Source organism: Methanofollis liminatans DSM 4140, from assembly GCF_000275865.1.
Lineage (GTDB): Archaea > Halobacteriota > Methanomicrobia > Methanomicrobiales > Methanofollaceae > Methanofollis > Methanofollis liminatans.
This window is the reverse complement of sequence record NZ_CM001555.1, coordinates 1,574,365-1,585,901: the sequence shown is the minus strand read 5'-3', so window position 1 is coordinate 1,585,901 and position 11,537 is coordinate 1,574,365. Positions and strand designations below refer to the sequence as shown.

13 protein-coding genes and 1 tRNA gene are annotated in these 11,537 nt (G+C 59.0%); 2 read left to right on the top strand and 12 right to left on the bottom strand.

The window, feature by feature from the left end:
- Window positions 1–3: 3 nt before the first annotated feature.
- From METLI_RS07750 to METLI_RS07725, 6 genes are all read right to left on the bottom strand, one after another.
- Window positions 4–312 carry a hypothetical protein gene (locus METLI_RS07750; RefSeq protein ID WP_157203246.1) on the bottom strand — a complete coding sequence of 103 codons (309 nt, stop codon included), beginning with the start codon at window positions 310–312 and terminating at the stop codon, window positions 4–6.
- Between the two features lie 102 nt (window positions 313–414).
- The gene (locus METLI_RS07745; protein WP_004039280.1) at window positions 415–897 is read right to left on the bottom strand and encodes a GTP-binding protein; all 483 of its coding nucleotides are present in this window, start codon (window positions 895–897) and stop codon (window positions 415–417) included.
- A gap of 152 nt (window positions 898–1,049) precedes the next feature.
- Window positions 1,050–1,247, bottom strand: coding sequence for a hypothetical protein (locus METLI_RS07740; protein ID WP_004039279.1), 198 nt, complete (start codon window positions 1,245–1,247; stop codon window positions 1,050–1,052).
- A 28-nt stretch (window positions 1,248–1,275) separates the two neighbouring features.
- On the bottom strand, window positions 1,276–1,527 hold the full coding sequence (locus METLI_RS07735) for a DUF7123 family protein (protein WP_004039278.1): 252 nt from the start codon (window positions 1,525–1,527) through the stop codon (window positions 1,276–1,278).
- A gap of 543 nt (window positions 1,528–2,070) precedes the next feature.
- Window positions 2,071–3,435: a PFL family protein gene (locus METLI_RS07730; protein WP_004039277.1), complete on the bottom strand. Its 1,365-nt coding sequence runs from the start codon at window positions 3,433–3,435 to the stop codon at window positions 2,071–2,073.
- A gap of 11 nt (window positions 3,436–3,446) precedes the next feature.
- On the bottom strand, window positions 3,447–3,719 hold the full coding sequence (locus tag METLI_RS07725; protein WP_004039276.1) for an ACT domain-containing protein: 273 nt from the start codon (window positions 3,717–3,719) through the stop codon (window positions 3,447–3,449).
- A gap of 342 nt (window positions 3,720–4,061) precedes the next feature.
- Here METLI_RS07725 and METLI_RS07720 point away from each other — a divergent pair, with 342 nt between their 5' ends.
- On the top strand, window positions 4,062–4,457 hold the full coding sequence (locus tag METLI_RS07720; RefSeq protein ID WP_004039275.1) for a SpoIIAA family protein: 396 nt from the start codon (window positions 4,062–4,064) through the stop codon (window positions 4,455–4,457).
- 77 nt (window positions 4,458–4,534) lie between these two features.
- Here METLI_RS07720 and METLI_RS07715 read toward each other — a convergent pair whose 3' ends face one another.
- From METLI_RS07715 to METLI_RS07695, 5 genes are all read right to left on the bottom strand, one after another.
- On the bottom strand, window positions 4,535–5,530 hold the full coding sequence (locus METLI_RS07715) for a DUF3821 domain-containing protein (RefSeq protein ID WP_004039274.1): 996 nt from the start codon (window positions 5,528–5,530) through the stop codon (window positions 4,535–4,537).
- A gap of 85 nt (window positions 5,531–5,615) precedes the next feature.
- Window positions 5,616–7,454 (bottom strand): DHH family phosphoesterase, encoded by a 1,839-nt coding sequence (locus METLI_RS07710; RefSeq protein ID WP_004039273.1) that lies wholly within the window; start codon window positions 7,452–7,454, stop codon window positions 5,616–5,618.
- A 26-nt stretch (window positions 7,455–7,480) separates the two neighbouring features.
- On the bottom strand, window positions 7,481–8,674 hold the full coding sequence (locus tag METLI_RS07705; RefSeq protein ID WP_004039272.1) for a potassium channel family protein: 1,194 nt from the start codon (window positions 8,672–8,674) through the stop codon (window positions 7,481–7,483).
- 327 nt (window positions 8,675–9,001) lie between these two features.
- Window positions 9,002–9,075 (bottom strand) — tRNA-Val (locus METLI_RS07700).
- Window positions 9,076–9,207: 132 nt separating this feature from the next.
- The gene (locus tag METLI_RS07695) at window positions 9,208–9,801 is read right to left on the bottom strand and encodes a PH domain-containing protein (protein WP_004039271.1); all 594 of its coding nucleotides are present in this window, start codon (window positions 9,799–9,801) and stop codon (window positions 9,208–9,210) included.
- Window positions 9,802–9,920: 119 nt separating this feature from the next.
- Between METLI_RS07695 and METLI_RS07690 the strand changes: the two genes are divergently transcribed.
- Window positions 9,921–10,502, top strand: coding sequence for a nitroreductase family protein (locus METLI_RS07690; RefSeq protein ID WP_004039270.1), 582 nt, complete (start codon window positions 9,921–9,923; stop codon window positions 10,500–10,502).
- Between the two features lie 51 nt (window positions 10,503–10,553).
- Here METLI_RS07690 and mch read toward each other — a convergent pair whose 3' ends face one another.
- A complete protein-coding gene (gene mch / locus METLI_RS07685; protein WP_004039269.1) occupies window positions 10,554–11,498 on the bottom strand; it encodes a methenyltetrahydromethanopterin cyclohydrolase in 945 nt (314 codons plus the stop codon).
- Window positions 11,499–11,537: the final 39 nt, after the last annotated feature.

Sequence of the window (11,537 nt, the reverse complement as noted above, 5' to 3'; positions counted from 1 at the left end):
CGTCTACACCGTGATGTCCCTGATCACCGAAACGGTCCTGGCACTCCCCTTCGAGATATAGAGGTAGAGCTTATAGGTGCCGGGTTCGAGGTCAACCGGGAAGGTGAACGTGTTTGACCCCCGCTGGAAGGTCACCACCTCTGCAAAGTTCGCCACCCCGGTCTGGGTGAAATTGTCCGTCCTGAAGACGGTCACCTGCAGCGTCGCCTCCTCGGGTTCGCCGGGGTTGTCCACCATGACCTCAAGTTGCCCCCCGCTATAGGTCACCTCTCCAAAACCGATGCCCGTGCAGCCGCCGGTACAGGCCAGCATACAGAGGCAGAGAATCGTGGGAAAAACTGCAGTCCCTTTGGTCGCCATCAAATCAATGGTGACGTCTCAGAAAAGATATAGTATTTGGTTTTCGCCGGGTTTTCACCCGACAATGGTGCCCACGAATGACGAGAGCGCTTCGTGCACGTTCTCGCCGTTCTTTGCTGAAATGAGGTGGACGGCGGCATCCCCGATCTCATGCGCAAAACGGGAGGGCGAGGAGCCGGGAAGGTCGCATTTGTTCAGCATCAGGACCACCGGCACGCCCTGGTCTTTCAGCCAGGCAAGGAGTTTTCTGGTCATATCGTCGGGGGCGGCCGTTGAATCCACGATGATGATCGCACCGTCCATCCCACGCGCAAGGATCTGGCGGACGAATTCGTAGCGTTCCTGGCCCGGGGTCCCGAAGAGGTAGACCATCCGCTCTCCGATCCGCACCCTGCCGAAATCAAGGGCGACCGTCGTGGTTCCGCCCGGGCAGTTCGCTTCGATATGCCGCGTGTGGGGATCGAGCGCCTGGACGAAACTGGATTTGCCGGCGTTGAAGGTGCCGAAGACACAGAGTTTGAGTTTCCCCTCTCCCATTATCAGATAGTGTGATACCGCCCTATTTCATAGTTTCTCTATGATTTTTTAGATCAGGGTGGAGCAATCGTGAATATGTTTCTGTTGCTATCTTTTAGGGGGATGGACCGATCGGTTGATGCGCAAAAGAGGGAGCGAAAGGATCGTACCTTTCAGATCTTTTCGATGGTGATCCGTACCCGATCGCCGGCCCTGAAGCCGTGGCCCTTTGGCACATCGATATTGAACCAGAGCTTCCCGGGGTCTTCGTTGCTCGAACCTTCCGGCCCCTGCTGCATGAGGCAGTCCTTGACCTCATTGATCCTGGCGACGAACTCGATCTCAGAATCGAACGATATGATCTTTTCCATACTTAAAAATCGAAGGGTGATATAATAATTATGCTGCTCGCGGGCTGACCAGCCAGGTGGTGGAGTTCGAATAACTCCAGCGGGTGATCTCGAGCTCCTCGCAGATTTCAGCGAGTATGGCGAGGTTCGTCCCGACCTCCTTTGACGACAGGCCGAGATCGTTGGCAATATATTTCGATTTGAAATAGTGTTTGCCTCGCTGTATGCCGTTTTTGAGATAATATACAATCCGGCTCTGGGTATCGTTGTACTTATCCCGGATACTTTTTTTATCGACCATCTCGAATCCTCGGCGTGTTAGATGTAATAGTCGATTATTATATATAGTCTTTGTTTTGACGGCCGGTTTGTCTGTGCGAGTGCTCGGGTATGCCAGTGCCCAGTCGGTTCGATGGGGAAAGGGTGATTGAGGGGCGTTCGTGAAGCCAAAATAGTATCTCTTGGACGCGGACACCCTTGCTCCGTCATTACGGGGCATTCGATCCCGTCGGGGATAACGGAAAAGGGGTGGCGGGAGATCTTCCGGGCCGGTCGGAAGATATCCGCGCCTTAGCTCTGTTTAAATCTTATTCTGGCGTTCCTGCGCCGGGGGAATGCTGCCCCCGGACCCCTGCTCAGGATAGGTGGGGATACGGCACTACCCCCCCCGGATGTCCTGTTCGCTCTTCCCGGGCCCCATCGCAATGGGGAGTCCGGGGGTGAAACCCCCGGCAAGGCAGGAGGGGGAAGGCAGGGGATCCGCGCTCCCTCCCTGCGATTACAGGAGAGACATCAAACTCGGTATGAGGGTTTCAGCCGTCATCTGGCCAAACCCCCTTGATTCTCAGTTCCTGAAACTATGAATCGGTGCAGGTATCCTGCCGCCACGGTTGATGAAATCTTCACAGCCAAATGTGTTTACCCGCTGAACCGGTGCATGCCCTAACAGCCCTCCGAACTCCACCGTATCGCCGACGTCTTTTCCTATTACCGGGATCAGGCGGACGGCGGTTGTCTTCTGGTTCACCATGCCGATCGCCGCTTCGTCGGCGATGATGCCGGAGATCGTGGCGGCGGACGTGTTTCCGGGGATGGCGATCATATCCAGGCCGACCGAGCATACGCAGGTCATCGCCTCAAGTTTTTCAAGCGTCAGGGCCCCGCGGTTGACGGCATCGATCATGCCCTGGTCCTCGCTGACCGGGATAAAGGCGCCGCTGAGTCCGCCGACGAAGGAACTTGCCATGACGCCCCCTTTCTTTACCTGGTCGTTCAACAGGGCAAGGGCGGCGGTGGTTCCCGGAGCGCCTGCAGATTCCAGGCCCATTTCCTCTAAAATTTCTGCCACACTGTCGCCCACCGAGGGCGTCGGCGCCAGAGAGAGATCGACGATCCCGAAAGGAACCCCGAGCCTCTCCGAGGCTTCCTGGGCCACCAGCTGCCCGACCCGGGTGACCTTAAAGGCCGTTTTCTTCACGGTCTCGCAGAGGACTTCAAAGTTCGCGCCCCTGACCCCCTCAAGGGCATGCTTCACAACTCCCGGACCGCTGACGCCCACGTTGATCACGGCATCTGCTTCGGTCACGCCGTGAAAGGCACCGGCCATGAATGGATTGTCGTCGGGAGCGTTGCAGAATACGACCAGTTTTGCACAGCCCAGGGAGTTGTGCTCTTTTGTCGCTTCCGCCGTTTCCCTGACAATCTCTCCCATCAATTTGACGGCGTCCATGTTGATCCCGGTCCTGGTGGAGCCGATATTTACGGAACTACATACCCGTTCCGTGGAAGAGAGGGCCAGGGGAATGGAGCGGATGAGATTTTCATCGGTCCTGGTCATGCCTTTGGAAACGAGGGCGGAGTAACCTCCGAGAAAATTCACCTGCGTCGCTCTGGCAGCCTTATCCAGGGTCCTGGCAATCGTCACAAAGTCCTCGGGGCACGTGCAGGCCCTTCCACCCACCAGTGCGATCGGGGTGACGGAGATGCGTTTGTTGACGATGGGAATGCCATATTCACGTTCAATGTCCCTGCCGGTGGAGACCAGATCCTTTGCTACACAGGTGATTTTATCATAGATGTTCTGGTTCAAGATATCCAGATCAGCGTCGCAGCAGTCAAGAAGGCTGATGCCCATAGTAATCGTACGGACATCGAGTTTTTCCTGCTCGATCATCTTGTTTGTTTCATTTACCTCAAATAGGGTGACCATCGGAATTCCTCTCAGATACGGTGCATTTTCGTAAAAATGTCTTCATGCTGGCATCTGATTTTTACGCCGATTTCGTCGCCGAGATTCTCCAGTTCACGTACCATCTCGCCAAAAGGTCTGGAAGACCCGCTGGTATCGACGATCATCATCATGTTAAAATAGCCCTGCACGATAGTCTGGGAAATATCTTCAACATTGACCTGATTGTCTGCCAGGTATGTGCAAACCTTCGCAATGATCCCGACTGCATCTTTGCCTACGACGGTGATGATGGTTTTTTTCATGCTCTGTCGCACCCTCAGCGTACCATTGGCATTCTTTGGGGATTAACTCGCGGGGGCGTGCGGGTTGGAGCGGGGCGTTGCGGGCTTTCGCATCAAGCCCTTTTCAGTCGGCGCCACGCTTATCTGCAGGATTCATCTTCGGTGCCGGGATCTGTGCGGCGCTCCATCCGGAGATCTTCCGTCCCTGACCATCATTCCGGTGATGCCGGTGCTCCCCGTCTTCGCGGTCGTGCTCTCCGGGTCCGTGACGGTGGACGCTGGCAGGAACCGGCAACCTATTTATCAGTACGATCCCCTTATCCTCAGTCATCTGTCTGGAAGGACAGGCACGGGGTGGGGAAGATGATAGAGATACTGCCGGAAAGCACGGGAGGCGTCATCGGGTTTTTGATCAGCGGCGACGTGACCGATGAGGACTACATGCAGGTGTTCATGCCGGCGATCGACCTGGCGATCGAACGCTACGGCACTGTCCGCGTGCTGGTCGATATCGTCGATTTCAAGGGGGAAGACTTCGGAGCGATGGCCGACGACCTCATTCAGGACATCAAGGTTTCCTCGGTCGAGCGTGAGGCGATCGTCGGTGGGGAGGAGTGGGAGACCCGTCTGCTCTCTGTTCAGCCGGCGTTCTTCCTCTTCTCCAGCACCGATGTCAGGTTCTTCAGGCCCGAACACCGCCAGGAGGCATGGAGATGGATCGAGGAGGGGATGTGTGCGTCCGGGCCTGAGTCGCGCTGAAGGGGAAAACTGATTTCTGGCTTATCGGCGACACAGGGTGCAGGGAGGGTTCCGGCAGGTTTGCTCTGAAAAAGGTGTTATTTCCGCCGCAACACCAGGAAGAGTGCAGCCGCCGCACCGATCAGGGGCAGGAGCGCTGTTCCGGCCGCCTGCGTCGTCGGCGCCGTCGTCGGCGGTTCTGTGGTCTCCGTGGCGGTCGGCAGGGCCGTGGTCGCGGTCGTCACCGGCGGTGTCGTGGCCGTCGGTGCAGGAGGTGTCGTCGTCGGCGGCACTGTGGTCTCCGTCGTCGCCGGCGTCACCGTAACGTCCACTCCTATCCGGTCGCCCACAGAGAACGTGATCACATTCGAGTCCTCTGCGGAGTCGGCAAAACTCTGCGGAGAACGCCACCGCGCCTGAACCCTGTATGTGCCCTCTTCAAGACGGTCGAGGAGGATCGGGGCGGCGAGGTCGTCGGTGTAGAACTGCTGGGCCGTGACCGGAAGGTTTGCAAGGTTCGCCCCGCCGAAGGCGGTCATCTCGGCGCCGCCCGGCGTCGTGACGACGATGTCGACGGAGGCATGAGTCGCTCCGGCGACATAATCGGTGCCCACGAACGGCGAGACGACCTTGATCGCGATCGACGTTCCGACAGGTATCGTAATCCCTTCGATCCTCTCGGCATGATACGGGTTTGCGAGCACCGCCTCGATGCTCACTTCTGGATAACGCACGTTGACGCTCTTTGTCGTCAGGCCGTCCGCCTGGCTGTAGGCATAATACAGCCCGGTGTACCCCCTGACCGAAGCGTCCAGCACGTCAAGGTTCGTATCGTCCGCCACCGGGATCTCGTTGACGATCCCTTTTGTGACGTCGTCGTCGGTGAAACGCCTGAGGGCCGTGACCGGGTTGCCGGTCGCGGTCTTCTGCAGGGCGGTGATATCGAGCCCCTCCTCGTAGACAAATATCGTGTCGCCCGGCAGGATATCGGAAATGGTGGCGCCCCGTGCCGAAACCGGAGCAGCAAGTGCCGCAAGGAGCAGCAGTGCAAGGCAGCAGAGCACGCATATGCCTGTCCCTGTATGATCCTCCATAATGATCCTACCCATGCGGTTTGGAAAACTTATGCCTTTCGCAAAATCGGAGAAAAAGAGATGCAGGATATGGATTCCGGGCGCCTTATTCGACCGGGGCCTGCCCGATCTTCTCGATAAGGCCGTTCAGGGAGGCTTCGCGCATCCCCTCGACGAACTTGATCGAGCCGACGACCAGGTGACCGCCGCCGCTGATCCCGCCGCCGGTGATCTCGTCGTGGAGCTCGCGGACCATCCGCGGGATGTTCATGAGCACGCCGCGGGAGCGGAGCACTGCAAAGTCCGGACCGAAACCGAGGGTGACCACCGGTTCGCCCGGGTGCTGCCGGCAGAGCCGGTCGTGGATCTCGCCCGAGGTCTTGCCCGGCGGGGGGAAGGTGAAGCGGTGGGCGAAGATCTCCACGTCGATCCTGAAGAGATATGCCCCGTTCGGGAGCCGCTCCTCGACCACATGGGGCATGGACGCCGCCATCTGCTCTTCGATTGCCGCGTTCGCCGATTCGACCAGGAGACCGATGAGGTTCTTATGGAGGTCGCGGTTCCCCTTGAGGTTGAGGATATCCTTGATCAGTTCCCTGCCGTCGTTGAACCTGAGCCAGAACTGCTCGTAGTCCAGGGCGAGGGCAATGTCCTTGCACTCCTGCTCGGAATAATCCTCTGCGATCAGGTCAAGGTAGCGCTGCCGTTCCGGCGCTTCGCTCCGGTCGCCGACGCCTGCGACGGCCGGAAGGTGCCTGATTGCGTCGCTGACCTTCGGGTTGATCAGCCGCGCCACCTCGGTCCCGAGCATGCCGGCCGTGACCCCGAAATCCCCGCCGACGTGGTAGGGGTTGACATGGGCGATCACATACTCGTCGACGATTGCGTCAGGGTGGTGGTGGTCGACGACGATCATTGGGAGGCTGTAGATCCTGGCCATCTTCATCGAGGGGAGGTCCTCTTCGGTGGAGCCGTTGTCCATCAGGACGATCAGCGGCATCTTCTGCCCGAACCGCTCGTGGTCCTTCAGGGCGAAGTCGAGGTCGCGGGTGATGTCCTCGATCTCATAGAAAGGCGCTTTTGAGGGGGAGCGCTTGAAGAGATAGTAGGCGGTGTCCAGGTCGTCGCCTTCCTCGCGCATCAGGGCGATCACCGCCTGCTCGACGGCGACGGCGGCCGAGATGCCGTCGGCGTCTGCATGGTGGCGGAGGATGATCGGCTGCGCCTCGAAGACGGCCCGCCTGATCATCTTTGCAACCGTCCGCATCGCGGGGCGCAGGCGTTCGAGGACGTCGCTCTCGATCAGGAGGGGGATATCTGCGGGTTCGGCGCGGGCGTCGAGGGCTGCCTCGATCCGGTCGTGCACCCTCTGTGCGTCCTCGCCGGTGAGCGCCTCCATGGAGCTGACCTCGATCTGGAGCTGGTTCTGCCGGCGCATCACCTCTCCGCTGACCATCACGGTGCTTCCGAGTTCGATCTCTGGATATGCCCGGACGCCGGCCTCGATGAAGGCGGCGGCGTTGCCGCTCCCGGACTCGTCGACGAGGGTGAAGATCGTCGGCCCGCTCGTCTGCTTGATCTGGGCGACCGAGGCTTCGAGGGTGACGCTCCTGCCGACCTGCGATGAGAGATCGCCCATTTTTGTCACACGAACCTGCCTGGTGACGGTCTCGAGCCGGTACACCCGGGGCAGGACCTCTGCAAGGTCAATGTTCCCGTTGTTCCTGATATTGATGACCTTTACAAAGATCTGCTCGCGCTCCTGGTGCTCCTGGACCATGTTGCTCTTGTGGATCAGTCCCTTGAGCCGGGCGTTCAACTGGACGAAGGTTCCGAAGTTTGCAAAGCCCTGAACGGTCCCTGCATAGGTTTTCCCTTCTTCGATCTCCCCGATCCCGCAGTTCGGGCCGAGGGAATAGATTATCGTATCTTCTTGATTCGCCATCTTCGTACTCTCTTGAATGATAATGCTTATGTATTTTTACCCGAGCAGAGGGTTGCGAGTTGCTCTTCGCCGTCCCGCCGCCCCTTCGCGACGATGAGGTCGCCGGCGAAGAGGCGCTCGTCTCTGCCCGGCCTGTATGTCCAGCGCTCTCCGCCGCGCCTGATCGCAAGCACGACCATGCCGGTGACGGTAGCGAGGGACATCTCTTTCAGGCTTCGGTTCGCAAGCGCTGATCCTTCTTCCACCTCGAAACGGGTGATGATCTCGTCGGACTCCCGAACGATCATCCTGAACACCGGGGGGATCTCGATATCGCGGAGGAGAACGTCGGCGATTGCAGACGCCGCTTCTGCGATCGTCTCTGCGAATGAGGAGAGGTGGAGGAGGCCCCTGAGGTACTCCACGTTCTCGATGCGTTTCGCTGCTTCCAGCACCCAGAGGTCGAACTGGTAGCGCATATCCTCCATCCGCCCTTCAAGGGCTCTGACCTCACGTGCGAGGTCTTCGTTGGTGAAGAGGAGGGCGGTGTAGGCGAGACCAACGGCGAGTTCCGAGAGGTTTTTCATCTCGATCATCAGGGCGACGGCCCGGTCGAGATCGTCGACGCACCCGGCCCGCGCCCATTCGCGGTGGGGCTCGGGGGTGGCTCCGGCCATCGTATGGAGCGGCGCCACGCCGGCACCGATCCCCTTTGCAAGGAGGATGTCCCCGCCTCTGATCACGGAGCGTTTGTCGGGATCGTAGATCCAGCCGTTTCCGCGCCTGATGGCGATCACCCGCATCCCTGAACGGCTCTGGAGTTTCACCTCGCCGAGGGTCGTTCCGTCGAGCAGGGCGTGGGGGGCGACCTCGACCCGCACGGTCACCTCTTCGGCCTCGGGAAGGGCTTCGCGCAGTTTTTGCGGGAACTTTGCCCCTCTCCTGATGATCCGTGCGATCTCGGTGGCCGAGTTGGCGATCCGTTCAGCCGACTCGGCGATCTGCAGGAGCCCGCTCATCGATTCCGCCTCTTCGACCCTTCTGGCACCGAGCATCCCGGAGATGCGCGCCTGGTAGGTGTGGCGGTTCATGATCTCTTCGAGGTTCTCGATTTCGCCGGCGATCTCCCGGCTCTCGAAGAGGATCGCAGAATAGGCAAGGTCAACCATCAGCTCGGAGATGTCCTTCATCTCGATGAGGACATCCTTGAGGCTGGTCGGCTGATACTCGACTTCCATCATCTCTGTGTACCGTCTCTCATGTACGTATGGTATCGGGAGTATATTAACCGGTAGTTTTGTGCAGGCTGCGGCCGTTTTGAATGTGAAGCGTGACCTCTGATGGCCATCTGTGGCTACAGGAGGTAATTGGATAGAGACGATGGTAAAATGGCAAAAGGAAAGAATTACGTGCGAAAAATGGTTGCCAGACACATCGCGCTCTCGCGTGAGGCGGATGAATTCTTACGGGAATCGGTCCCGAATGCTTCTCGGTTCATCGATTTGCTACTTTTGATTTCTAAAACTAGAATCTGCCCTGTTTTATTCGCAGTTTATCAAAAAAACCCATGGGCCTGCCCGGACTCGAACCGGGGATCTTCGCCGTGTAAGGGCGACGTCATAACCGACTAGACCACAAGCCCCGAAATACCGTTTATTGTTGCACCTTGGATCATATATCTCTGTTGCCCTCCCGGTTCTCTCTCTGGCAGGGCTGGAACACTCCGATTGCACCGCCCCGCAGGAGGGGAGGGGGCGGCGATCACCCGGTGCCGCTAGCGTTTTTCCCCGGCCATCCCTTCGAGCAGGCGCCTGATCGCCCGCAGTTCCGCGATCACGTCGCCTTCCTCCCCGGACGTCTCTGCACCGCCGGTCGCCGCCGCCACCGGCGCTCGTCCCCTCACCTGCGCCATGATCAGTTCCCTGAGGGGCTCGGGCTCCTCGATGCCCATCAGTTTGATCTCGGCCTGCTGCTGCGCCGAGTATCCGGCGGTCTGGATGCGGAGGTCAGAGATGCCGAAATAGCGCATCACCGGCCCCTGGATGATATCGACGTTTGTGATCCGGTTGTAGGGCACGATCCCGGTCTGCCTGAACCAGACGCCCCGCCGCCAGGTCATCTCGGTCGGCGTCAGGTGGTAGAGGATGCTCTGGTAGTACATCGGGATCCATGCGCCGACAAAGACGGCGATCGCCGAGATCACGAGGGCGATCCCGAGTATCACCGGGAGGGGGGCGCCGGCGAAAATGGCCGGGAGGATCGCAAAGGCGACCAGAAAAACGATAACGATGATCAGAGAAAGGAAGTAATAGGCCCTGAACCGGGGGGCCGGTTTGAACTCCTTTCCAATAGTGATTTCTTCAGACATGACGCTTCAACCTCTGTACCCGTTAATCGACGCCGAACCTCATCAATCCATGTGCCGGGTGCCCCCTGCCCTGAACCCCAACGAACCTTTATTATGCCGGTATGCAAGAAGGCGTTCCTATGCCACCACATACCGAAGAAGTCATGGACGCCATCATGGGGAGGCGGAGCATCCGCGCCTATGAGGGCCGCTACCTTGACGACGAGACCGTGCTCTCGATCATCCATGCGGGGATCCATGCCCCGACAACGCTCGGCCTCCAGCCGTGGCGTTTTGTCGTCGTCCGCGACCACGACCTGATGAAGAGGATCTCCGACTACTGCAAACCAATCCTCCTCCTCAGCCTGAAGGATATGACCGCTCCCGAAGCCGTGGAGCAGAAAAAACTGCTCGCTTCAAAGGAGTTCAACATCTTCTATGGTGCGGCGGTCCTGGTCCTCGTTCTCGGGGACGAAAAAAACCGTTTCAGCACCTATGACTGCACGCTCTGCGCCGGGACCATGATGCTTGCCGCCCATGCGCTCGGGGTCGGGAGCTGCTGGATCGGGGCTGCGGGCCCGGTCGCCGACAACCCCGACCTGATGAAGGCCCTGAAGGTGCCAGAAGGCTGGATGATCGTGGCGCCGATCGTCCTGGGCTACCCGAAGGAGATTCCTGAAAAACCGCCGCGGCGCGAACCCGAGATCGACTGGGTCAGATAATCGCGGGGAGGATCATTTCCTCCCCCTCTCAATTCTCTAAAAAAAACGTATTCACTGAAGCCCGAAGGACTTCAGGGTCACTTCGGGGTTCACGCCGCCGACGCGGTAGATGACGCCCTCGGAGAGCTCGTTGATGATCACTTCTGCCGGCGAGAAGAGCGAGGTGTCGATCTTGTAGAAGTCGTAGCCCGCCTCCTTGAAGATCTCGTTGAAAGGCTTGCCGTAGCCCTGCGACGTGCAGGACGGAATCTTCTCGAGGTAGTCCTTGATCTCGGGCGCCTTCATCGTCAGGGAGATCTGGCCGTGGTAGATGGTGGCGTCGTTGGTGACACCCATCGCGAGCTTGGGGCCGCGGACCGGCGGAATCGGTGCGGTGCCGAAGCCGGAGATGATCTTTCTGGTGTCGAACCCGAGTTCGTTCAGCTTGTAGACGGCGGTCTCGACACAGCGGCCGGCGACCTGGATGGACCCGACGATCGAGGAGGTCGGGGCGACGATGGCGCAGGTGTTGGCGACGTCAACCTTGCAGGACTCGGCGATCTTCTGCATGACCTCGCCGTTGGGGAGGTGGTCGCTCTCCAGGCAGATCACGGCCGTATCGCACTCGTCCTCGTAGCCGATCACCTCATAGGTGTGCTTCGGCTTGAGGGAGAGGGCGCGTGCCGGTCCCGATCCCATCGCAAAGTAGTTGCCGACCTTGACGGTCCATCCTGCTTTCTGGGCGCCGAGGCAGGCGATCGCCGGGAAATCGGTGGAGACCTCGATGAAGGGCATCGGGATCCCCTTGATCTGTCCCATGGTGAAGTTGATCTCGGCGAGACCGCCGAGGCAGATGTCCGTGAAGACGCGTCCTGCCCGGTATCCACCTTCTACGCTTACGCCCGCATCGACGATCCGCGCACCGTTGTCCAGTTCGTGGGCGGCGGCATTGTAGTCTTCAGGATATTCGAAGATGTCGTTAAATATATCAAGGGCCTGTTCGTTCACGCTCAGCATGGAAATATCACCGTTCACATAAACAACGCAAAGAGAATA

Bases quoted from the DNA above. Each gene is read 5' to 3' on its own strand.
- METLI_RS07710 (WP_004039273.1), bottom strand. From the start codon at position 7,454: ATGGCGAATCAAGAAGATACGATAATCTATTCCCTCGGCCCGAACTGC.
- METLI_RS07690 (WP_004039270.1), top strand. From the start codon at position 9,921: ATGCCACCACATACCGAAGAAGTCATGGACGCCATCATGGGGAGGCGG.
- METLI_RS07715 (WP_004039274.1), bottom strand. From the start codon at position 5,530: ATGGAGGATCATACAGGGACAGGCATATGCGTGCTCTGCTGCCTTGCA.
- METLI_RS07750 (WP_157203246.1), bottom strand. From the start codon at position 312: ATGCTGGCCTGTACCGGCGGCTGCACGGGCATCGGTTTTGGAGAGGTG.
- METLI_RS07705 (WP_004039272.1), bottom strand. From the start codon at position 8,674: ATGATGGAAGTCGAGTATCAGCCGACCAGCCTCAAGGATGTCCTCATC.
- METLI_RS07740 (WP_004039279.1), bottom strand. From the start codon at position 1,247: ATGGAAAAGATCATATCGTTCGATTCTGAGATCGAGTTCGTCGCCAGG.
- mch (WP_004039269.1), bottom strand. From the start codon at position 11,498: ATGCTGAGCGTGAACGAACAGGCCCTTGATATATTTAACGACATCTTC.
- METLI_RS07695 (WP_004039271.1), bottom strand. From the start codon at position 9,801: ATGTCTGAAGAAATCACTATTGGAAAGGAGTTCAAACCGGCCCCCCGG.
- METLI_RS07735 (WP_004039278.1), bottom strand. From the start codon at position 1,527: ATGGTCGATAAAAAAAGTATCCGGGATAAGTACAACGATACCCAGAGC.
- METLI_RS07745 (WP_004039280.1), bottom strand. From the start codon at position 897: ATGGGAGAGGGGAAACTCAAACTCTGTGTCTTCGGCACCTTCAACGCC.
- METLI_RS07730 (WP_004039277.1), bottom strand. From the start codon at position 3,435: ATGGTCACCCTATTTGAGGTAAATGAAACAAACAAGATGATCGAGCAG.
- METLI_RS07725 (WP_004039276.1), bottom strand. From the start codon at position 3,719: ATGAAAAAAACCATCATCACCGTCGTAGGCAAAGATGCAGTCGGGATC.
- METLI_RS07720 (WP_004039275.1), top strand. From the start codon at position 4,062: ATGATAGAGATACTGCCGGAAAGCACGGGAGGCGTCATCGGGTTTTTG.